A 22,793-nucleotide genomic window follows, 5' to 3' on the forward strand; every position below is an offset into this window, starting at 1 on the left:
TTTCCTAGATGATATATATGAACGTTTGGTTGATATACAGAACGGCTCTTAGGTTTATACCTAAGGGCTGTTCTTTTGACGGAGGAATATCGCTGAAAGCTCCTTTTACAGAAACAATAAATTTATATAGATTTTTTCACTGCAAAATGATAAAATATAGAAAGCTATACACAGGCGAAAGAAAGGAGATGGTATTTTCAAATGAGTTTGGCTTTAAATACCAATTCCGAACATCGCAATTGGGAATATTTTAAAAATCAAATCGAAAATATGCAGAAACAAAACATATTTGAATCCGAAGAAGAGACAATTGCATTCAGTCGTACGTTTTGCTATTCTGTAGTATCTTATCTATGGAAATCTGTGGATTATAAAAATCGTTGGAAATGCAGGACGGTTTCCTTTTTTAAAAAGGAACTCGATTTTCAAGCAATAAAATTGTCAAAGGAAGTAGCAGAATATTTCATTACATTAAATTTAATGGAATACGCTTATTTATTGGGGAACCTATATACTATGCTTCTTCCCAAAAGCTTCCGTTCAAATAATGGTGTTTATTATACGCCGCCTATGTTAGCAGAAAGGCTATTGGATTTGCTATCAGCTGAAGGAGCTGATTGGGCCCAAGCTACGATTCTCGACCCGGCTTGCGGCGGTGGAGCTTTTTTAATCACCGTGGCTAATAGGATGTTGGGAGATTATCGGGTAAAAGAGCTCTCAGCGGCGGACAAACTTATTCATTTAGAATCACATCTTGCTGGAATAGAGATTGACACCTTTGCGGGATGGTTAACACAAGTCCTTTTGGACATTATCGTTTATCCGGAATCAGTTTTAGTTGGTAGAAGGCTTAAGACTGTTGTTAAGGTTCAAGATACGTTACAATATGCACTTCGTGAAACAAAAAAATTTGATATAATTGTAGGTAACCCTCCATATGGAAGGATCAAACTCGACGAAGAAACGAGAAAAATCTATTCACGGTCTCTATATGGTCACGCAAATCTATATGGGCTGTTTATTGATGCGTCATTGCGATTAAAAAAGAGAAAAGGGTTGGTGGGCTTTGTAACACCGACTTCATTTTTAGGAGGTAGATATTTCGCCAATTTAAGAGATTTACTAGCATCGACAGTACCTCCACTGGCTATAGATTTTGTTGCTTTGCGAGCAGGTGTATTTGACCAAGTCCTACAAGAAACTTGTCTGGTGGTCTTTGGAAAAAACACTGCAAAAAGCGTAGTCGCCAATAAGATAAGTATAGAAAATAACCAATCCTGTGTAGAACGGATTGGGGTTTTTAAAATAGAACCCGGTGTTGCACCTTGGGTTATTGCTAGAGAACCATCAGAAGCCACTATTATAAACGAAATCAATAAAACGCACACAACATTAGCTGACTATGGATATAAAGTATCAACAGGACAACTAGTGTGGAATCGCTTGAAAGGACAGATATCTAGCAAAGTTAGGTCTGGTTTAAAGCCAATAATATGGGCTGAAGCAATATCGCAGGATGGCCAGTTTTGTTTTGACTATCATTACAGAAAGAAATTAAAATATATTAAAGTTACAGATAAACAGAATTATTTAATTTGCAACCAACCTGTGGTACTAGTTCAACGCACAACAGCGAAGGAGCAAAGCAGACGATTGCAAACATGCGTATTGCCTAGCGAATTTGTAAAACAATGGGATGGCGTTGTTGTCGAAAATCATGTTAATATTATTTATCCCATAATTGAAAAACCAGCCGTGTCTCTAGATGTATTGTCGCTGATTTTGAATTCATTAACAGTTGATAGGATTTTTAGATGCTTATCCGGAAGTGTTGCGGTATCAGCAACTGAATTGCATGCAATTCCATTACCACCCATAGGCAAATTAGACGAATTGATATCTTCGGTATATGCTGGGGAACAAACAGAAGAAAGAATTGAAGAGATTATAAAAAGAGCATATGGGCTGAGAGGATGATACTATGGAAAGTAGTTGGTTGGATAACAGTTTACCAAATATAGAAGAAATACAAAATCGCTTAAAAATAATATTTCCTCGTGAAGTTGACGTCAATGGATATATTATCCGCGAAATGGGCGCTAAGACCGTATACACAATGTTATACGGTTTTTGTGTTGCGGAAAATTATTGGATTAGACCCGCAACAATTACTTGCATGACCGATGGGCAGGCCTTAATTAAGAATTTAAAAGACAGAATCGATTGGCTTGCAATGAGCCAAAGCAAGAATGCGCCTCGGGATATCCCTAATAGATGGTACAAGCCTAATACGCGAGAGCCGATACGAGACGAAACTTTAAGAGAAATGGTTCGTCTTAATGCAGTAATTGAGAGATCTGGGTTGCCTACGACATCGCCATTACCAAGGTATTCTCTACAAAAAGAATTTGCAGAATTATTTAACCCTAACGTACAGGGAGATCTTCTGTCAGCTAAGATTTCAGAATGGCAGAGAAATTATCTATCTGCCACGGCATTAGCGCGTGTAGCCTTGTCAAAGCGTTTGGTATCTTCTTCATCGGATGGTGTATTAATTAATCTTCCGAACGGAGAGACTCGTAAAATGGCCTCTGGGCCAAGCAGTGAGCTTGCTAAAGCAGTTGTGGAAAAATTTTCTAAAAGATTTTTGAAAGATCCAGCGGTTATACTCATGAGTGAATCGGCAAAAAAGTTATTGCTCAAAGACGATGATCTTTGCCAAGCAATCGGCTTTACCGTTGACGTTTCAAACGTTTTGCCGGATTTGATATTGGCTGATCTTGGTGAAACTACTCCCATTATTGTTTTTGTGGAATGTGTGGCAAGTGATGGTCCTATAAATGATAGACGTAAAGCCGAATTAATTGATATGGCTAAAACTGCAAAATACCAAGAGGAAGATTGTGTCTATGTCACTGTATTTAAAGACAGATCCGATTCAGCTAGTCGGAAACTGGTTCCATCCATTGCGTGGGGAACGTTTATTTGGTATGCTAGCGAGCCGGATGAGATAGTATTCTTGCGGCAAGGCAAGGAAAACAAAGTTACATCTATTGGAGATATGATTAAACTATAGCCCTTAAGAGTAAAGCCTTTGAGGAATTTCTATTTTCTCAAGGGCTTTATTGTTGCAATGCAACTGCTGGAGAAATATTTCTCTTTCTGACAATGCGTAACCTTTCAAAAGATACTTTACACCAAGCCATTATGGCGGCCATTAATGACTGTTGACAAAACAATACACTTTGTAGAATGTTGAGAATGACTAGAAACTCCCATCGCCCATAATGAACGATGGGAGAAGTACTTACTCGCCTTTGAAATATGTAGCACGAATATGCGGTAAAGTAGCAATATCCAGCGAATATTCAAGTGAAGTTAAAATTTGATGTTTCTTAGAAGCAACTTTAGACACATAACTAACCAATACTTTTTCGCTATCATTCAAAATGTCATCGCTATTATTCTTCCAGTTTAATTTATCCACGCGGGCTATTTCTTTCGCTATATGCACTGGGCAATGTAGGCAATTTGAAACTTCATGAATAAGTTTTTGCTTCCATTCTGGAACAGCCATTAAAATAGATTGAAGATCAACGTTCTGCTCAAATGCAATTTTACATTTTTGAATTTGCTCGAAATCATGAGTAGTAGATTTTTCAAAAAATTCTATGGGAATACACAACATCTGAGAAAAGTGCTTTTTCCGTTTTGCGGGGGTACCCACACTTCGCGCACGGTACATTACTCCAAATGATACACCAAGTAAAACTGCTAGATCAACAAGACTTAAGCCGTATATTTCTCGGATAATATCAAAAATGTTGACTTCAATGGCTTGGCCAGCAACATCAGCCTCAAGCAGTTTTTCAAAGGTAGAATAGTCAATTCTGAAATCTTGATAAGGTTCCCGAATGTACCAAGGAGCATGAGCTGTTATCTCAGTAAAATAATCTAATCCTATGCTCCAATCATCACATGAGAGTGTTTCATCTGTAATTACTTCTCCGTATTTGTATGTATCACCATGACCTGCACATGTTCCAGAAAAATTAAACTCACATGTTTTACATTGCTTAAGAAATTCCAAAACAAACGCTCCCTTCACAATTAAATCTATACATACATTATATGACAAAAAATCAGATAAAACAATGTAAATAAACAATTGCAAAAACAAGAACTTAAAGCGGTTGCCAACGTAAACAGGGGCTTTTTTAAAGTCTGTTGTGACGTTTAGCAATGTGATGTACAATATAGAAAAAGGTAAAAGGGCGGTGAAAAGATGCAATTTGAACTTACAAATGATTTGGTTGTCCAATGTGATAGTTGCGGCAAAGTTCATATTATTGATAAAGACTCGCTGGAATTAAATGTGTCGTCCTATGAAAGATCGATGGGCGATGAGGTAGAATATGATTTTGATGGGGAATGCGATTGCGACGGTTGTGGGAATTGGCTTCGATATTCTGTCAGAGTATTTGAGTATCCTGTCGGAGCCTTGAACTATGATAGCTGCGAGTGTCACGGTGGGCATTTTGTTCAACGGCCCGAATTTGCAGTTAATTATTATGAATTTGGATATGACCCTTACGAAGAAGATTATATATTTTCAGATGTAAGTCAGGCTTGTATTAATATTGATAGAGTTTTATTCAACAGTGAAAATGTTTACAATCTAAGTTCACGAGAATTTGAAGAACTCGTTGCTGAAGTGTTTATGCGGCAAGGATATTCTGTGGAAGTTACGCCAGCTACACGAGATGGTGGATGCGATATTATTGCTACACGGAATATCGGTGGTTTGCCGTTTATGCTGCTAATTGAATGTAAGCGCTATGGAAAGAACAATCATGTTGGGGTTCAGTTGGTTCGAAGTCTGCTTGGTATCCAGACAGACAGAAAAGCTAACAAGGCAGTCTTGGTTACCTCATCATCTTTTTCAAGAGATGCTAAGAAGTTTGCTGAACGACAGCAACACCTGATTTCTTTGGTTGATTTTGATGAGCTACTTCGGATGATGCAAAAATAATTGAAGTAAAGAGCAGAAGGAGGCAAGAGTATTGGGTGTAAAATTCGATTTTTTCAATGATGGAAAAGATGAGTGGCTGAAAGCGTTTTGCCAATATTTCAAACTAGACAAAGATGCTGTTTTTCTATATTTTATGCGGAAAAATCCTGATAATTTGACACAGTGTAAGCTAATTTCAGATTTAAACATTGATTTGAATGCCTATCAAAGTAGTGAAGTGGAAATTGTTTGTAGACACATGACAACTGCATCTGACTCTTATGCTGATTCATATAAGAACATTGGCGTGCTGGATCTCCGAACAATGTTACAAACAAAAACCCAATTATCAGAATTCATAAAGAGATATGGAGTGACAGTAGATGTAGATCAGAAAATTTTTTCGTTAGATGGAAAAAAGTATCCGATTACATCAGTTGGAGAAGAATGTGATTATTGCTTTGAGGGAAGAGCTAAACCTTGTAACAACTACTTTAAATGTGAAGTAAGAAAGAGCATGGATATATTGGGATTAAAACTTTATAAGTATAGTGCTACGGTGGAGTTTTTCATGCATGCCACTCTTGAACAAATATCACGATATTCATCAATAAGAAGATGTCCTGAAATTTTACAAACTTTAGATAAAATTCTTTCTGCATTAAATGGTTATAGTACGTCGGCTTATAAAATGAGCTATGATTGGATGAAAGAAAGCACCAAATGTTTTCTGATAGAGTTTCCTATAGGACTACATGAGATGGAAACCTATTCCCCAATTGATTATGAAGGGGCGTGGAGTGAGATTGGAGATTGCTTGGAGAAAAGTGGTTTTAGCAGATATGAGTATTTAACGCATAAAATTCCTCAAAATGTTTTTGATAACATGGTTTTTCTGAAATGGTTTGTGAGTATTTATTTTTACGATTCCGAGGAAATGGGGTCATTACTTCCGGGTTGCTGCGTGCTACCGGATAAGCTGAAATGTATAGAAGTAAATTAAAATAACTGTAAAGAATAAAGCTCTTGAGATTAGACCTCAAGGGCTTTATTGTTGGCAGTGTGCTTCACTATCAACAATTTTTATCTGACGATGCGCTGCATCGCCAAAAGTGTAAAACTATGCTATAATCGTATCATGAAAAAAACACGGGACACTGAGTTGAAAAGCAGTCAGAACGTTTTTGTGATGAATCATAAGGCTTCCGCCAAGGCCAAAGTGCGCTTTTTGGGAATTCTAATCACACACTCAACACACATTGAGTGTGTGGTTCTGATGACGAGTAGTGGTCAAGAGAAAAAATAAGACAGGTCGACCACAAGATGTTGTGGTTTTGAAGCGAAAAATGAACAAAAAACAGGGCGAAAAAGTACAGTTTTGGACCCTGTTTTTTTGCCCTTTTTATAGATGACATTTGGAGGTAGACAGAAAATGAAACAGAATTGGCTAGTTATTTTATTAATCGGTATCATCCTGACGGGATGTTCTCCACAACAACCAGATGAACAAACACAGCAGTCTGTGCAATATCCAAAAACCACTGAGAACACAGCCGAAAAGGAATTGTCCTTTGATGGATACCAAAAAATTGAGGTAGATGGCGGAGAACTCAACGGGCATCGTGAAGCAAAGGCTGCTGTTGATATCGGTTTTGGGGATAGAGAATACTGGGCCTTTACAAATGTTATATTTAGGTAGATTAGCGAAACAGCTGAAATTAAAAGGAGCACACATATTATATATATTTAATATGTATGGTGTAAATAATTTTGTGTTTTTCTGGGACTTCCAAGTTAATGCAAAATACTTTTATAACTAAATTATTTTTCTTAATGAAATTTTACTCATGTTTTCTAAGCTGTCAATAGTAAATTGGCGGCTTTATTTTTTTAAGATTTTCGGCCCAATAAGCTGAGCTCATAATTTTAATTAAGTTGAGACCGGAAGATTGCTTTTATTAGCTTAAAGTTAATGAAATTAGAAAATGCACATCCCCTTCATAATTTCCAACGAATTTAGAAAGAGGGGTGTACATTTTTGTTAAGGGGTGTACAAACTCAGTAAGACAATCAATATAATTCTCAGGTCATGCTGTTTTTCAAAACAGGGACGATTTCATCGTGTAAACATAAATTAAATTCAATGGCGATAAGTAACAAATCAATGTTCAATAAATATAATATATTACCAATTGGGAGGAGGTTTTATCTAGATGATAATTAGAAAATTATTTAATGAACAATGCATTACATTTAGTCAAATGAATTTAATATACAATTCTAGATTTATCTGGAGAGCGTTATCTACGTGGACCAGAGCTTATTTGATCAGCAGGTATTTGGGTATTGGTACTGAAGAATCACTTTTCACACGTCTGTATAATGAATCGTCAAAATTTGGAGATATGTTTAGTTTAGTTTTTGGTGAGCGATTCTCTGAAAATTTTACATGGTTATTAAATGAGTACACAATAGCGCTTCGGGATCTTGTCTCTGCTCAAAAGGAAGGTAATACCGACGGAGTAAACAAGAGTCTGGAACGTTTATATAGTAATGCAGCCGAAAGGGCACGCTTATTGGCACAAGCAAATCCGTTCTGGGATGAAAGCACATGGCGGAACATATTTGAAACTTATCTTCGATTTACTATTGAAATGATTAATTCATTTATTACGGGTGATTACAGCAATGATGCGGAAGCTTATGACAGACTCACAGCTTTTACCAATAACATCGGCGATTATTTTGCCCAAGGTATCTATGAGTTTTTAACTTATACCCCGCTTAAAACTGAGAACCTTCAAGTCCATGAAGCATTGAACCCGATATCATTTAATAAGATTTCTGATTTACGGCAATGCATAACACGCAATCAAGTTGATGCAATTTATTCTTTAAGAATGTTTTGGTTCGAATTGGCCACTTGGACCAGATATTATTTAATCAGCAGATATAAAGGGATCGGTAATGAAGATATTATATTAGCCCGGCTAAATAAGGTTGTCGATGAGTATGGAACTATGCTAAGGAGAATATTTGGTGATCAAATCACCGAAGAATACTTAAATTTAATATATACACATATCAAATTAATCATTTCTCTTATAACTGCACAAATAGAACGTAATGCTGATATCGCAGCCGAAGCGACTAGATTATTATATCAAAATGCTGAGCAAAGCGCTTCCTTTTTAGCCTCCATTAATCCTTTCTGGGATAAAACTACATTGAGGGATAGACTATATAGTTATATACGAAGCACTATTAATGAATCCACAACATTTCTAACCGGTGAATATGATAGAAACATTGACATTTTTGCTCGCATTTTAACACATGCCGAAAATACAGGTAACGAATTTGCAATGGGCTTGTTTAATTATATAATATCCAAAAAATTAAATTTATAATATTGCAATAGACGGTAACAGATTCAAAAACATATGCCTATCCGGATCTTTATGCGAAACCAAAATATCTCAATATCCCTAGATAAATTCCATAAGCAAATTGATATTGATTATCTCTTAACTTTTCAGCATCGGATACATTTGTTAAGTAGGCCAATTCTACGAGGATAGCTGGCATTTTCGTATTTCGTAATACATATAAGGACGGCCTTTCGAAAATGCCATTATTTTTCGTTCCGACAATTTGGGTTATTCCATTCATTACGTGCTGTGCCAACCAGTGTGCCTGTGTATAGTACTTATAAATGTAAACTTCCGTACCGTTAATGGCAGGGTTAGGATTTGAATTGCAATGAATACTGATAAAATAGTCGGCAGGCCATTCATTTGCCATCCGCACTCTTTCGGCTAAACTTGTTGTACTGTTAGTACCTAAAACTGTAGTAGGGGTTGGTCTTGATACACGGGCATCAAATCTGGAATCATTATTTAATAAGTTGTCTAAATAAATACAAACCTGATAGGTTATATTTTCTTCGTGTAAACCATTGGCTTCAGCTCCAGCGTTTGGGTGTCCGGTTGGATTGTGACCTTGGTCTATAAATATTTATTGCCATAATGCATCTCCTTTCGAAATTTATATAATTATAAGGGACTGTGAAATAATCTCTGTAAATTAGCTTTCTACGATAATGCTAGGGCTTGCAAGCTTTTGGTATAAAGGCATGCAAGCCTTTGTTACAATATAATGCTTCGGTTTTTAATTGTCAATAGTGCCATCTGAGATGGTGCTGTTTTTTGTGTGGATATCTTTATTATCTTAGAACCGTACTACTACTTCATTCATAAAATATTGGGAAGGAGGTGCAGATTGTGATTTATAAAAATGAAGTGCAAAACCCTGTGCAAGCCCCTACGCAAGTACCTGCAGTAGTCCCTTATATAACTGCACAAATGAATTTTATATTTAGAGCAAGAATGCTTTATAGAGATTTGGCCACTTGGTTAAGATCATATAAAGTCAGCCTTTACGGGGATGTTGGAAATACGGATGAATTAAGCAAACGCCTATTCCGGTTACCTACCGAATACGGAAGTATTTTAAGAGTATTTTTTGGTGATCCAACCACGGAACAGCTTATGTCTTTATTGACTCAATATATAGCCATTCTCCAATCCTTATTTATTGCGCAAATGAATAATGATATTAATGCAATCAATAGCCTTACTCAGCAAGCATATCAAAATGTAAATAACACGGCAGCTCTTTTGGCAACTGCTAATCCATATTGGACACAAGCTGAGTGGGTAACTTTGCTGACGTTATTTACAGGTTTGCAAATTCAAGAATCAACGACATTCTTAACGAAAGATTATTCGGCTAATAATGATATATTTGACAGAATACTATCTTTTACGAATCTTATCGGGGACTATTTTTCAGAAGGATTGACTAATTATTTTTTGCTTAGGCAACAACAACAGCAGTTGCCAGCAATTTAGTGCTTGCTGAAAAAAGAAGGTCTTATACGCTAATCCTTCAAATAGGACTAGCATGCTGATATTTATGCAGCATGCTAGCCTTTGTAACAGAAAAGGGTTATAGGTTTTAAATTTATTGGCCCCAGCAGAAAGGGTTTTTATTTATTAGCATACTGAACTCGCCTCGTACTTTACCCCAATTTCGAATTGGCATTGTCCATTTCTTTGTGGCTTCAAAAGTAGCTAGATAGAGTGCTTTTAACAGGGCAGTATCGTTTGGAAATACGCTGCGCTGCCTGTTGAGTTTCCGGTAGGAGCTGTTCAGGCTTTCAATGGCGTTGGTAGTATAAATGAGCTTTCTGGTCTCCGCTGAGAACTTGAAAATCGGGCTGATGCAGTCCCAGTTGGCGGACCAACTTTTCATAGCGTTTGGATAGTGTGAGTTCCATTTCTCGGTGACAGCCAACATTCGTTCATGACCGGTCTCCTCGTCCGGTGCTTGGTAAATAGTCTTCAGATCCGTTGCAAACTGCTTCTTGTCCTTATCCGCCACATACTTCAAGGTATTACGGACCTGATGTACGATGCAGCGCTGATATTCCGTATTTGGGAAGGACGCAGAGATTGCCTCCTTGATACCGGAAAGCCCATCGGCGCAAAGTAGGAGAATGTCTCTTACTCCACGATTCTTAAGGCCGTTCAGAACACCAAGCCAAAACTTGGCACTTTCGTTTTCACCGATCTGAATTGTCAGGACTTCCTTGTAGCCGTCTGAGTTAACTCCGATTGCTACATATGCGGCCAGCTTCCGAATGATGTGATCGTCACGGACTGAAAAGTGAACAGCGTCAATGAAAACCACCGGATAGACATCACTAAGCGGACGATTCTGCCAATCTTCAATTTCAGGCAGGAGCCGATTGGTGATATCAGAAATCATTCCTTCGCTGACTTCAAAGCCGTAGATATCTTCGATTTGAGCGGAAATCTGCCGTGTGGTCAGTCCTCTGGCATACATTGCAATAATCTTGTCGTCAATATGGGAAATGTCCTTCTGCCGCTTTTTCACGATCTGCGGCTCAAAGGAGGAGTCACGATCTTGTGGAACATCGACCTCCATTTCTCCATATTTGCTTTGAACAGATTTCTGCTTGTGACCATTACGGGCATTGGAATTGTCGGAACGCTCATATGGCTTGTAGCCAAGATGATTATCCATTTCCGCTTCCATCATGGATTGAATAGTGCCGCCGAGAAGATCCTTGAGTGCTTCCTGGATGTCTTCCGCTGACTGAATATCATATTCTTGCAGCAGGGTGGCGATAATGTTTTTCTTTCCCTCTGTGAGGGGATGTTTTCGTGCCATAAAAATAGCCTCCTATGAATTTTATTTTATCATAGAAAGCTACTGATTCCTTAATTTACAGACTTTTCTTCACACGCCCAATTATAATATTTGGATATTTGTCAGTTTGTTACTAGAAATTCAACAATATATTCCTGATATGTGTGGAGGTAATACTTACGATTCATTTTGGTTAGTTGCGCAAAAGCCATTTGGTTTCAATCTGCTTAATCGAATGTTTATAACAAGGGATGGCTGATTGTTTTAACTACGGATGTGATTAATCCCAAATCCCAAATTAAATCCGCCAGACCAACTACTCCCTTGATTATAAATAAAAATAACAAATAGAGAAGACGAATTGCGTTTTCTCCTGCATTCTCATCACCTTCCACGGTTGACTGCATTTACCGTTTCAATTAACACAAGCAAAAAAGTGTTAATTGCAACGGTAAATGCAGTTCAATCTTTTTGCTGATGGATAAATCTTAAATGAATTAATTTTTCCCCCGATATTTCATAAGGAAGCTTATCCTCTGATTTTGAAAACCCATTCTTGCCATAGAATTTCTGAGCCTGCAGGTTTTCTTCCAAAACCCAAAGATAGATATTTTCAAATCCTTTATGATGAAGATCATTTATAGCGTTCACTAAAAGTGCCTTTCCAAAGCCTCTTCCAAAATACTTTGGCAAAGCATATATAGAAACTATTTCTCCCCAATCTGGAAGAGAAATATCTCTCGACTTTCCATACGCTATACAGCCAATAGCCTCATTATCAGCATAAACGAGTTTTGATATTATTATATTATCGGATATCCACTTTTCAAAAGCCGGAACCCAAAAATCATTTTTTAATTTGTCTAAATATTCTTGTGGAACAATGCCTTTATACGCTGTTTTCCAACTTGATGAATGGATGTAGTGCGTATTTCGGCGACATCCGGACGGCGATTCCGGAAACATCCGGACACGAAACCGGAGGCATCCGGACACCTTGCCTGGCTGACAAATTAACTGGTATCCTTAAAGTATCACACTTTAAGGAGGGCCAAGAATGAGGAGGCTGGACATGTCAAAAGTCAAAGAAATACTCAGGTTAAAATTTGATGCAGGGTTATCGTTAAGGGATATCGCCGCATCATGCAATTGTGGAAAATCAACAGTGGACGACGTACTGAGGAGAGCTCAGAACGCTAAAATCTCTTGGCCCTGCGATCTTAACGATAAAGAACTCCTGTCCCTGATTTATCCTCCGGCAGAAGCCAGAAAAACGGCTGCTGAGCCGGATCTGAATTACATCTTCAGCGAGATGAAACGGAAACATGTAACTCTGATGCTCCTTTGGGAAGAGTACAAGCGGGACAACCCCGATGGTCTCATGTACACCCAGTTCTGCGAACGATACCGAATCTTCAAGAAAACCAATCAGCTCTCCCTGCATATTGAGCATAAGGCCGGAGAGGCAATGCAGGTAGATTGGGCGGGCAGCACGATCCCATACGTCGAACCTTCCACAGGAGAAGAAAAAGAGGCATATATATTTGTGTCAGTCCTCCCTGCTTCGGCGTATCCGTTCGCTTACGCTTATGGGGATATGAAGCAGCCAAACTGGATTGATGCCAACGTCAGAGCATTCGAGCATTATGGCGGCGTACCAAGGGTTATCATTCCCGATAACACGAAGACTGCGGTTAAAACGCCGGATCTGGTCGATCCCCTGCTCAATGCCAGCTATACCGAGATGGCCCGGCATTACGGAACTGCTCTGGTACCGGCGCGGCCGAGGAAGCCCAAAGACAAAGCCGCTGATGAAAATATGGTCGGCAATGTGTCAAGACGCATCCTTGCTGCACTACGAAACCGCCGATTCTTTAGCGTCCTGGAGATCAACCAGGCCATTGAAATTGAACTTGACAAGCTGATCAACCGGCCATTTCAAAAGCTTGAAGGAAACAGGAAAACAGCTTTTGAAGCCATTGATAAGCCAGCCCTAAAGCCGCTGCCCACTGTCCGGTATGAGTATGCCGACTGGGCAGATGCCAAAGTTGCTTTTAATTATCATGTTGAATATCAGGGCTTTTTCTACAGCGTCCATTATTCCAACATCGGCAAAATCTCAAGGGTTCGAGCTACTGCTTCTGTCATAGAAATATTCGTCGATGGTGAGCGGATTGCAGCTCACAAGAGAAATTTTCACACGTTCAAACGGTATACTACTCTTCCGGAGCATATGCCGGAATGCCACAAGGCCGTTACCGGATGGAGCTCCGAACGATATTTATCATGGGCCGAAAAGATCGGTCCAAAGACCAGGCATTTGGTTGCCAATATTCTTGATAGCAGGGAATATCCGGTACAAACTTACCGTGCCTGTATGGGTATCATGCGCCTTGCGTCGGACTATTCCCCTGAAACTGTCGAATCTGCAAGCAGGGAGGCAATCGATAAAGGAACATGCACCTACAAATATTTCAGCATCATTCTCAGACAAACGGCGCTGAAAGAATCCTCCGAAGGTGAGAAGGTCGTATCAAACACCAACTTACGAGGAGCCAAATCGTATGCCGGAGGTGGGATGAATGCTTAACAATCAGACCGTCGAAAAACTCCGGGATATGAAGCTCAAGGCCATGGCTCAGATTCTGAGTGCGCCCGATCCCTCCGATCTGGAACTGTCCTTTGAAGAGCGGCTTGGCCTTATGGTCGAAAAAGAATGGATGGCCAAGAAGAACTCCAAGATCAAGCGCCTGCTCCGGAATGCTTCTCTCGGCTTGAACGCCAGCATTGAGGGCATCGAATACTCATCAAACAGAGCGATCGAGAAGCAATCTATCCTTGAACTTGCAAGCTGCAACTTCATTGAAAAATCACTGAATATCATCACTATAGGAAAAACCGGCAGCGGCAAAACCTATCTGATTTGTGCCTTTGGCAGCAATGCCTGTAGAAAAGGCTACACCGTTAGGTATTACAGGATTCCGGAACTGCTTCTGGAAATCCAGGATGCAAAAGCTCAAAATCAATACTCAAAATTTATGAAAGGGCTTCAAAGTACCCGCCTCCTGATCCTTGATGATATTGGGCTGAAATCATACAGTCTTGAGGAAAGCCGTGACATTCTGGAAATCGCAGAATCCCGCTACAACAGAGGCTCTATGATCCTGGCTGGACAAATATCTCATGGTCAATGGTATGAACTTTTCCCCGATCCTACCATCGCTGACGCTATCATGGACCGGATCATCCATAACTCCTACATCCTCGAGCTTGATTCAAAGATTTCTATGAGAGAAGTTATGGCAGCCAAGAAAATGCGAGGCATTGATGAACTCTAAATACTGACAATATTTGTTGCCGAAAAGCAGCAATTATTTTACAATCAAATTAGCCGGCAAAGTGTCCGGATGCCTCCGGTTTCGTGTCCGGATGTTTCCGGAATCGCCGTCCGGATGTTCCGGAATACGCAATGTAGCTAATATCTATCACATCATGTATACTTGCGATTTTTATTTCCAAAGTAACCCCTCCCCGGCTGGTAATATCATTAATCTACGTACGGTACCATATCTTGATGTCATAAATTAGTGAAGATTAAGGCTACCAATATTCTAGTAGCCTTAAGTATTTTTATGGGCTATTCTACGTCCAGCGAGTCTCCGTCCAGCAGTGATAATCTTCCGCCAAAAAAGATGATAAGCTGTTCTAGAATCCTAGTCCACTCTCTCGGTCTGCCGATCCATTTTTCGGTAATGCCATTCATCGTCAGATAAAGCATTTTTAGGCGAGCATAGTCCGGCGGGAATATCGTTTTGGATTTTTGTTACTCTTCGGAACTGAAATACATGGATAACTCAGCTAAAGATTGTTCACTAAACCTGGACCGTTAGTTGTACAAGGATTTATAACTTTTTGAAGTAGTCAGATAGTTTTTCTTTTTCTTTACCACGTAATTGTTTGTTTTCATTCTCCAGTTCTTTATTTCTTTTTTCCAACTTTTCAATTCTTCTTTTAAGAGATTCGATGATGGCATTCTGATTATTTTCATCACGTTTAGTCCTAGAGTCTACATATGCTTTTTCTTGTTGGTTTCGCAAGAAATTAATACGTTCTTTAATCTCTGAATGATTATAGAGCGTAGCTTTACTCACTCCAGATTCTTCTGCCACACTATTAAAGTTTATTGCTTTAGAATTCTTTGTAAGGCGTTTAATAGCCTCGTCAACCTTTTGCTTGGTTGCCTTCTTTCGGACCTCATGTAACTTTTTTAATTGCTCTTCACGATTAAAATTATTCATGTGCGACACCTATCTTTTTTGCCTGTTCTAATTTTCTCTTCATTCTATCAAAACGTCCGAAAATAACATTTCCAGTCTTGATTGTTTCGTATATATTTTGATATCTCTCCAAATTCCTTTCATTTGCTTCAACCATATCATCCCGACCGTATTCTTTTGACGCTTCAATCCACATTGTAGTAGTTTCTATGAGAAGCTCGTACTTTTTAACGTCAAAACTTGTCATGCCTATTGCTAAATCAAAACAAGGTTTTCCATCGTTCGCAGTGAGACAAGGGGGTTCTGCTGCCAATGGGCAATTCCCATTGACTCTTGCACGACAGGTCCCATAAGGGTTATCAAAGGCATTTAACTTCTCATCTCTCCACAATATATCAAGAATGTCTTTAGGGATATCTTCCTTTTCTGATACCTGATGAATTTCCCCATTTACATCAAAGGCAAATACACCTTGTTTTACAACTTTCTCGAATTCTTTACGTTTCGTATCTTCTAATAGACGAGCATATCGCATGGTCATTTCGGGTGATGCGTGGGCTAATAACTCCTGCACCGTTAAAATATCAGCTCCACCATTTAACAATTTTATTCCATAAGTATGTCGGAACATGTGATTATTGAATTTAAACAAATTGCCTGCTTCATCTGTTATATTCACTTTTCTGGCTAAATGGTTTAGTTCTGCTCGACAAAAGTTCGAACTCAATGGTCTTCCCTTACGGGAGCCTCGGTAGCGAACGAAAAGGTATCTTTCAGGATTGTTATCATCATTGCTGTATTGCTTAGAACGGTCAATTAAAACTGCAATTATATCTGCTAGATGATCATCAATGGGTATTTTATGACCTATTACATATGTTTTTTCAATATCTGTTGTAAGATTTGGTTTTCCATTTATTCTACCTAAAGAATCCTGCTTCAATCCCAATGTATCACTTATGCGAAGCCCGGTTTTGAAAGAAATCCAGACAATTGGCTGTACATCTGGATGAAGGTCATTTAGATTATCAAACAGTTGTTCCAATACATAGTCAGGTATGTAACTGATATCATCCTCTGATTTTTTAGGGACAGTAGGAAGATCTTCGAAATATATTAAACGATACACCACTTTTTCAGGTGCGAAATCTTTGAACTTCTCAAAAGTTTGAATGTCTTTGATAAAGGAACGAATAACCTTTAATATATGATTAACATAGCCTTTAGGATTGACATTTTTCTTTGAATGTTCATTTAACTCTTCTAGGTACTTTTCTATATGTTTTCTTTCAAGTTTTTTTAAATCATTCCATTTCGGATTTTGTTTTGAAATTGAGTTTAAGAAAGTACCAATGTACAATCCATAATAAGTTGCCGTACCCCAGACGAAATTTTTGCCACTTATTAGACGACCTTTTATATATTCTTTCAATGCTTTGCGAAAATTGTTATTCTCTATTTCTGAAAAATCAATGTAATAAGAAGTTGATGAAACATTGAATCCAAAATCGTATTTTTTATTCAGCTCCCTTATATCCCATCGGTCCTTATCCCATTCATTACGAGTATCCGTTAATCGTAAGAGTGGATTATATATCATTCGGATAGATTTGGCTGGTAACGTCTTGGCATTGATTTCTTCCCCTCTTATAGTCGTAGTATAGCTTGTCTTTATTCCTTTGCTATTCAACCAAAAGATCCAAAGCTTTTCCTCTTTTTCGATGTCTAAATCAAGAAGGGAAGTGAGATTTGGATGCTTTTCTTTTAAATATTCAGCCAGTAATTTTACGCTTTGATTGAGACCTTTAAATATAGACCGAAATGCCCAACGGTCTGAAAAAAGTTGACTGAAGAAAACAAATTTTAGTTCCATGTTGACGGTGGGGCTTTCGCATTCAAAGTAAAGGTTATGTGCCATTCTCTTTGTATTTGCATCTTTAAAATTAGGGATTTTAGCAATATCAGATATATTCCAAACATCATTGACTAAAAAGTAATCATCATTCACAACTCTTCTTGTTATTTTTCCATCGTCGGAAATCTCTTTAACCTCGTAAGAGGATAGGGTAGAAGTGATTAAGTCCCAATATTCACTTTTGTTGGGGATTGAATTACTCGGTATGATTTTATCCAATGTTTGTCCTCCTGAAAAGAATAACTCTAAAATGGGAATACTTCGTCAGGAGCACCTGATTGAGAAGATTCCTCTATGTTCTCTATGCTTCGCCCAATTTCAAATGCATGAGAGGCTTTCTCCCAATCCTTACGAATATCATCTTCGGAAGGATGAACATATAAGTCAATGGTTGTTTGTATTTGCGCATGACCTAGACGTTCTTGTACAGCTTTTATGTTCTTTGTTTGAAGATAAAATATGGTTCCATGTGTATGTCGGAATAAATGCGGAGTAATATAAATACCTGTTTTTCTTTCTATCTCTTTAAAAGTGGCATAAACATCAGAATAGGTTAGAGGTTCTCCAGCGTTCTTACCCCGAATCTTTACAAATACAAAGTTATGGTCAGGATTATATTCATCAAGCACTTCGTACAAATAATCATCATACAAGTCCATTAGTCCCTGAGAGATGTCAATCTTTCGTTCTCCAGTCTTCAACTTCCCCCCGTTTGGCAACTCCCCTCTATCTGTTAGTTGGATTTTGTGCTTCCTTTGTATAGCATCAAATTGAAAATCTTCAAGAAATAAGGAGAGAACTTCTCCTATACGGAAGCCACTTTCAAAAAGTAATCTAACTAAAAATCTATCCCTAAGATTAGTGGTAGATTTATAGATTTCATTAACTTGCTCTTTTGTAAATACCTTTACCCTTGCTCTAGGTTCGTTTAATTTAAGCACATTTTTAAAACGTGGCTTGTCTTTATTTACATGATATAAAAAATCCTTATAACCACTTCCACCTGCACCTTGAAACATCTTTTTCATCAACTTATCAACAATGTCTGATTCAATTAATTCATTTCTGTATAGATAATCATAAAATGATGTCACTACTGAAAGGTAAGTGTTTACAGTTCTTTCACTACGTTTAGCCTTCTCTTTTTTTTGAGGTACTACTTTAATGCTTTCATATGGATTTCTGAGCCAAGCGACGAAGTCAGATAATATTTGAAAGCTAACTTGATGATAATCAATTCCTATTTGTTTTAAATATGTAAAGTAATATTTTAAAGCTGTACAGTAAGTTTGTAAAGTATTGCTACTACTCTCCTGGTTATAGTGATATTTCATGTACTTTGCTACGGATTCAACGGGTAATCCATTTGAATCAAGAAGCAAATATGTTTTTCTATTCCCAATTAATATTTGTTCTACCTTCATGAAAACATCTCCAACCAATTGTAATTTGCGATAGTGCTTCTACTTATAATTATTACCGTTATAATGTCTCTTTAAGGCTCGAAACTATTGTCCGGCGGGGTGCTGCCCTCTCGCCGAAGCTACGTCCTAAAAAACATATAAATGTTCCTGGCATAATACATTCTATACTAATTAAACTAAATTATAAACCATTGTTTATCAAATTAATTATGTGAATAAAAAGGGCAAGTTTCACTCATAATGGACTAACTATCCTACGAATTATTATCTTAATTTAACGAATGAGTATGGTCAACTGGTTCGAGTTGTTGCTGATAAAATCATTCTCCAGGATGATAAGGAAGAGCCTGTGAAGTCGAGTGGACGTTACTATGACGGCCAGGCTAAGGTTCCTGGCACGGAAAGGTCTGATATGGATAAAGGACACATCATTGCGGACTCTTTGGGTGGAGTATCCAACGCTTACAATATTACTCCACAAAATAGTACATTAAACCGCCATGGTGATCAAGCTTATATGGAAAAAGTGATTCGTGATGCTGGTGGTTGTACAGATTTCGAAGCAATTATAACCTATCCGGATACAACAACGCAAATCCCTAGCCATTATCATTACACATATACGTTAAATGGTAATTTGATCACGGAGGATTTCGACAATGTAAATCCAGATAAGGTTAATATCCCAACATCAGGCGATAGCCAAAGCTCTCCAATAAAAGAAAGTCATGATATCTCTTCCATTGATAAAAATGGAGATGGTCAGGTAACAATAGCAGAAGCAAAAGCTGCAGGATTTAAACTGCCGATTACAAAAGACCATTGGCTGTATCATTACATGGATGATCGTGACGGCGATGGAATGGTAGGCGAATAAAGAGTACTGAAGTTAAAATTGCTTAGATTATATTTATAAACATAGCAAAATTAAGACGCTATTCGTACAACTCATTAGCCATAAAATCTGGAACTGGGATCTGCGATCTTAATCTTTATTATATGGCGAAAATGATATTAGCAAGGAGTATTTTTCGTATGGAATATATTAAGCTCAATATCGGTTGGGATGCCGAGCCAAATGCCCCAATGCCGAAAATTGAAATTGATAAGAATATCTTCAAAATAACTCTTTCGTTTTATTTGAATGCTTTTATTCATAAAGATGTTGAGGAAGAGGACATGGGCGTTCTTGAATTTGATGACTGTTATAAATATAGACTTGGGCCTGTAAATGATGAGGGTTTTTATTACGGTCAATGTAGGTTTTCAAAAACAGGTATTGAATGGGGAGATTTTTATAAGCTTATTGATACTAATTGGATGCATGACTTCCCAGACGATGAGATAATCCTTAATGACAATGTGAAGGAGGACAATCTAAATCATTATTTATTTTATTTCAGAGACGATACCTTTGAATGCATTGGCAAATCATACACATTTAAAATTATGAGGCAAAAGCCTTAATCGTTATATTTTAGAAGATCCCAAGTTAATTAAAAATAGTTAGTCAGATGTATTCTAGATGCAAAATCATTTGGATTCTGTTTATTAAACAAGTAAAAATTCATCTTCAAATTCTATATATCCCTATGAATAGTGTAAGATCATGATTTCGGAAGTCCTGCCTAGTGGCAGGATTTTTCTATTTTCTAATTATTCTATTTTTGTAACATCTTTATTGTTGCGAAAGAACGCACGTTCTGATATATTGTTCTTACAAAATAGAAGGTGATATTATAAATACTTTCTTGATAAAGCAGAAGAGGAACAAAATTAAGATAGTTGTATTCCAATTTGTCGATCAGATAATTTCGTGTTAAAGGAGGTGACCGGAGAATGAATATGAAGAACAGAACCTATATCGCAATTGATTTAAAATCCTTCTACGCTTCAGTCGAGTGTATCGAACGAGGGCTTGATCCGATGACCACTAACCTTGTTGTCGCTGATGCAAGCCGCACCGAAAAGACCATCTGTCTCGCCGTATCTCCCTCCCTCAAAGCATACGGCATCCCCGGCAGGGCGAGGCTGTTTGAGGTCGTGCAGAAAGTTAAGGAAGTAAATGCGGCACGGCTGCGCAAATCACCAGGGGGAGCCTTTTCCGGCGTTTCCTTCAGCGATACTGAATTGAAATCCTCACCGAGTATCTCACTGGACTATATTATTGCTCCACCGAGAATGGCGTATTATATAAAGTACAGCACACGGATTTACAATATCTACTTGAAATACATCGCACCCGAAGATATTCATGTCTACTCCATCGATGAAGTATTCATTGACGCTACCGACTACTTGCACACCTACAATCTCACCGCCCGTGAGCTTACCGCAAAAATGATTTTGGATGTGCTTGAAACGATCGGCGTTACAGCATCAGCTGGAATCGGCCCAAACCTGTATCTTGCCAAAATCGCAATGGATATTCGGGCAAAGCACATTCCAGCAGACAAAAACGGCGTCCGAATTGCCGAGTTGGATGAAATGAGCTACCGCCGCCTGCTGTGGTCACACCGGCCTCTGACAGACTTTTGGCGCATTGGAAAAGGATATTCCAAGAAGCTGGAGGGGCATGGGCTCTTTACGATGGGAGATATCGCAAGATGCTCTCTCGGTAAATCTACCGATTATTACAACGAGGATTTACTGTACAAGCTGTTCGGCATCAATGCTGAGCTACTGATCGACCATGCATGGGGATGGGAGCCATGCACGATTGCCGATATAAAAGCGTATAAGCCAAGCACAAACAGTATTGGATCGGGGCAGGTACTGCAATGCGCCTTTACCTTTGACAAAGCGAAGCTGATCGTGCGGGAAATGACCGATTTGCTGGTACTTGATCTGGTGGATAAAAGACTTGTGACCGACCAGCTCATCTTGACGGTCGGATATGATATTGAAAATTTGACAGACCCGAAGATAAGGAAATCATATCACGGGGCGATCACCACTGACCACTACGGACGCTCTGTTCCGAAATCTGCACATGGTTCGGCAAATATTGGCAGACAGACCTCCTCTACAAAGCTGATTCTGGATGCGGTTACAGAGCTGTTTGAGCGTATCGTTGACAAAAACCTCCTGATCAGAAGAGTCAACATTGCAGCGAATCATGTTGTGGATGAGGCAGCCATTCAAAAGACGGACGAGTTTGAACAGCTTGATCTCTTTACGGATTATATGGCTGTGCAGGCAAGAAAAGAGGCAGAAGAAGCCGATCTTGTACGAGAAAAAGGGATGCAGAAGGCAATGCTGGAGATAAAAAAGAAATATGGCAAGAACGCCATTCTAAAGGGTATGAATCTGGAGGAAGGCGCTACAACAGTAGATCGGAATAGGCAGATTGGAGGGCACAAGGCATGACGAAGGCATATGACGACATCATCAATCTACCGCACCAGGTCTCTACGACACGCCCTCATATGGCAGCTATTGACCGGGCAGCGCAGTTTTCCCCCTTCGCGGCACTGACCGGCTATGATGCCGCGATCAAAGAAACCGCAAGACTGACTGACGAGAGAGTAGAATTGGACGAACATATGAAGTGCGCTTTGAGCGATAGGCTACAAATCATAACAGATCGGATTCAGGAGTATCCCGAAATTGCAATTACCTACTTTCAGCCAGATGCGAAGAAGAATGGCGGCACCTACGTTACTGCTATCAGCGCTGCTCAAAAGATAGACGAATATGATCGGGTTGTCCTTATGACTGATGGCACAGCAATCCCCATTGATGAAATAATCAGCATAGATGGGCAGATATTCGAAAATATGTAGCTCCTTCGTGCGTACCTTGAACCACAGCTTTTATTATAATTTGTCTTGGTTATTTCCTTATAAGATATTTGAAATTTTGTAGAAAAGGAATTAGTTATTATATGCTCAAATTGGGGTACATTAAAGTTAAGCTTAAAATAAAGG

21 protein-coding genes and 1 pseudogene are annotated in these 22,793 nt (G+C 38.6%); 13 read left to right on the forward strand and 9 right to left on the reverse strand.

Features of this window, described 5'->3' with window-relative positions; translation table 11 throughout:
* The first annotated feature begins 201 nt into the window (after positions 1-201).
* Together KCX82_RS01065 and KCX82_RS01070 are read left to right on the forward strand one after the other, a co-directional pair.
* Complete coding sequence (locus KCX82_RS01065) at positions 202-1,977, forward strand: Eco57I restriction-modification methylase domain-containing protein (protein ID WP_227016582.1); 1,776 nt, start codon at positions 202-204, stop codon at positions 1,975-1,977.
* Between the two features lie 4 nt (positions 1,978-1,981).
* Positions 1,982-3,076, forward strand: coding sequence for a BsuBI/PstI family type II restriction endonuclease (locus KCX82_RS01070; protein WP_227016583.1), 1,095 nt, complete (start codon positions 1,982-1,984; stop codon positions 3,074-3,076).
* 231 nt (positions 3,077-3,307) lie between these two features.
* Here the strand turns inward: KCX82_RS01070 and KCX82_RS01075 are convergent, their stop codons facing one another.
* Positions 3,308-4,321 carry a hypothetical protein gene (locus tag KCX82_RS01075; RefSeq protein ID WP_227016584.1) on the reverse strand — a complete coding sequence of 338 codons (1,014 nt, stop codon included), beginning with the start codon at positions 4,319-4,321 and terminating at the stop codon, positions 3,308-3,310.
* Between KCX82_RS01075 and KCX82_RS01080 the strand changes: the two genes are divergently transcribed.
* From KCX82_RS01080 to KCX82_RS01095, 4 genes are all read left to right on the forward strand, one after another.
* A complete protein-coding gene (locus KCX82_RS01080; protein WP_227016585.1) occupies positions 4,286-5,032 on the forward strand; it encodes a restriction endonuclease in 747 nt (248 codons plus the stop codon). The two genes, KCX82_RS01075 and KCX82_RS01080, sit on opposite strands and share 36 nt — an antisense overlap.
* A gap of 31 nt (positions 5,033-5,063) precedes the next feature.
* Positions 5,064-6,014: a hypothetical protein gene (locus KCX82_RS01085; protein ID WP_227016586.1), complete on the forward strand. Its 951-nt coding sequence runs from the start codon at positions 5,064-5,066 to the stop codon at positions 6,012-6,014.
* A 429-nt stretch (positions 6,015-6,443) separates the two neighbouring features.
* Positions 6,444-6,710: a hypothetical protein gene (locus KCX82_RS01090; protein ID WP_227016587.1), complete on the forward strand. Its 267-nt coding sequence runs from the start codon at positions 6,444-6,446 to the stop codon at positions 6,708-6,710.
* A 514-nt stretch (positions 6,711-7,224) separates the two neighbouring features.
* The gene (locus KCX82_RS01095; RefSeq protein WP_227016588.1) at positions 7,225-8,421 is read left to right on the forward strand and encodes a hypothetical protein; all 1,197 of its coding nucleotides are present in this window, start codon (positions 7,225-7,227) and stop codon (positions 8,419-8,421) included.
* Between the two features lie 49 nt (positions 8,422-8,470).
* On the opposite strand, the gene KCX82_RS01100 is transcribed toward KCX82_RS01095, so the two are convergent.
* Positions 8,471-9,028, reverse strand: a complete 558-nt coding sequence (locus KCX82_RS01100; protein WP_227016959.1) for an N-acetylmuramoyl-L-alanine amidase family protein — start codon at positions 9,026-9,028, stop codon at positions 8,471-8,473.
* Positions 9,029-9,294: 266 nt separating this feature from the next.
* Here KCX82_RS01100 and KCX82_RS01105 point away from each other — a divergent pair, with 266 nt between their 5' ends.
* Positions 9,295-9,924 carry a hypothetical protein gene (locus KCX82_RS01105; protein WP_227016589.1) on the forward strand — a complete coding sequence of 210 codons (630 nt, stop codon included), beginning with the start codon at positions 9,295-9,297 and terminating at the stop codon, positions 9,922-9,924.
* A 112-nt stretch (positions 9,925-10,036) separates the two neighbouring features.
* Here the strand turns inward: KCX82_RS01105 and KCX82_RS01110 are convergent, their stop codons facing one another.
* Both KCX82_RS01110 and KCX82_RS01115 read right to left on the reverse strand, forming a co-directional pair.
* On the reverse strand, positions 10,037-11,269 hold the full coding sequence (locus tag KCX82_RS01110; protein WP_227016590.1) for an IS256 family transposase: 1,233 nt from the start codon (positions 11,267-11,269) through the stop codon (positions 10,037-10,039).
* 441 nt (positions 11,270-11,710) lie between these two features.
* The gene (locus KCX82_RS01115; RefSeq protein ID WP_227016591.1) at positions 11,711-12,214 is read right to left on the reverse strand and encodes a GNAT family N-acetyltransferase; all 504 of its coding nucleotides are present in this window, start codon (positions 12,212-12,214) and stop codon (positions 11,711-11,713) included.
* A 106-nt stretch (positions 12,215-12,320) separates the two neighbouring features.
* Between KCX82_RS01115 and istA the strand changes: the two genes are divergently transcribed.
* Positions 12,321-13,838 (forward strand): IS21 family transposase, encoded by a 1,518-nt coding sequence (gene istA, locus KCX82_RS01120; RefSeq protein ID WP_227016592.1) that lies wholly within the window; start codon positions 12,321-12,323, stop codon positions 13,836-13,838.
* Positions 13,831-14,586, forward strand: a complete 756-nt coding sequence (gene istB / locus KCX82_RS01125; protein WP_227016593.1) for an IS21-like element helper ATPase IstB — start codon at positions 13,831-13,833, stop codon at positions 14,584-14,586. Before istA ends, istB begins: the two co-directional genes overlap by 8 nt.
* A gap of 49 nt (positions 14,587-14,635) precedes the next feature.
* Here istB and KCX82_RS22885 read toward each other — a convergent pair whose 3' ends face one another.
* The 5 genes and pseudogenes from KCX82_RS22885 to KCX82_RS01145 all read right to left on the reverse strand — a co-directional run bounded on the left by KCX82_RS22885 (position 14,636) and on the right by KCX82_RS01145 (position 18,864).
* A complete protein-coding gene (locus KCX82_RS22885; protein WP_264373158.1) occupies positions 14,636-14,767 on the reverse strand; it encodes a hypothetical protein in 132 nt (43 codons plus the stop codon).
* A 118-nt stretch (positions 14,768-14,885) separates the two neighbouring features.
* Positions 14,886-15,068, reverse strand: a pseudogene (locus KCX82_RS01130) (hypothetical protein); the annotation flags it as partial.
* 82 nt (positions 15,069-15,150) lie between these two features.
* Complete coding sequence (locus KCX82_RS01135; RefSeq protein WP_227016595.1) at positions 15,151-15,546, reverse strand: DUF6262 family protein; 396 nt, start codon at positions 15,544-15,546, stop codon at positions 15,151-15,153.
* Positions 15,539-17,659: a tyrosine-type recombinase/integrase gene (locus KCX82_RS01140; RefSeq protein WP_227016596.1), complete on the reverse strand. Its 2,121-nt coding sequence runs from the start codon at positions 17,657-17,659 to the stop codon at positions 15,539-15,541. The genes KCX82_RS01135 and KCX82_RS01140 overlap by 8 nt, the downstream gene beginning before the upstream one ends.
* 26 nt (positions 17,660-17,685) lie before the next feature.
* Entirely contained in the window at positions 17,686-18,864 is a 1,179-nt protein-coding gene (locus tag KCX82_RS01145; RefSeq protein WP_227016597.1) for a tyrosine-type recombinase/integrase, read from the reverse strand.
* 349 nt (positions 18,865-19,213) lie between these two features.
* Here KCX82_RS01145 and KCX82_RS01150 point away from each other — a divergent pair, with 349 nt between their 5' ends.
* The 4 genes from KCX82_RS01150 (at position 19,214) to KCX82_RS01165 (ending at position 22,649) form a co-directional block, all read left to right on the forward strand.
* A complete protein-coding gene (locus KCX82_RS01150; RefSeq protein WP_405127655.1) occupies positions 19,214-19,741 on the forward strand; it encodes a DNA/RNA non-specific endonuclease in 528 nt (175 codons plus the stop codon).
* Positions 19,742-19,899: 158 nt separating this feature from the next.
* On the forward strand, positions 19,900-20,331 hold the full coding sequence (locus KCX82_RS01155; protein ID WP_227016598.1) for a hypothetical protein: 432 nt from the start codon (positions 19,900-19,902) through the stop codon (positions 20,329-20,331).
* Positions 20,332-20,703: 372 nt separating this feature from the next.
* On the forward strand, positions 20,704-22,233 hold the full coding sequence (locus KCX82_RS01160) for a Y-family DNA polymerase (RefSeq protein WP_465250606.1): 1,530 nt from the start codon (positions 20,704-20,706) through the stop codon (positions 22,231-22,233).
* Positions 22,230-22,649, forward strand: a complete 420-nt coding sequence (locus tag KCX82_RS01165; RefSeq protein ID WP_227016599.1) for a hypothetical protein — start codon at positions 22,230-22,232, stop codon at positions 22,647-22,649. The genes KCX82_RS01160 and KCX82_RS01165 overlap by 4 nt, the downstream gene beginning before the upstream one ends.
* Positions 22,650-22,793: the final 144 nt, after the last annotated feature.

The organism is Sinanaerobacter chloroacetimidivorans (genome assembly GCF_018128545.1).
In the GTDB taxonomy this organism is placed as follows: Bacteria; Bacillota; Clostridia; order Peptostreptococcales; family Anaerovoracaceae; genus Sinanaerobacter; species Sinanaerobacter chloroacetimidivorans.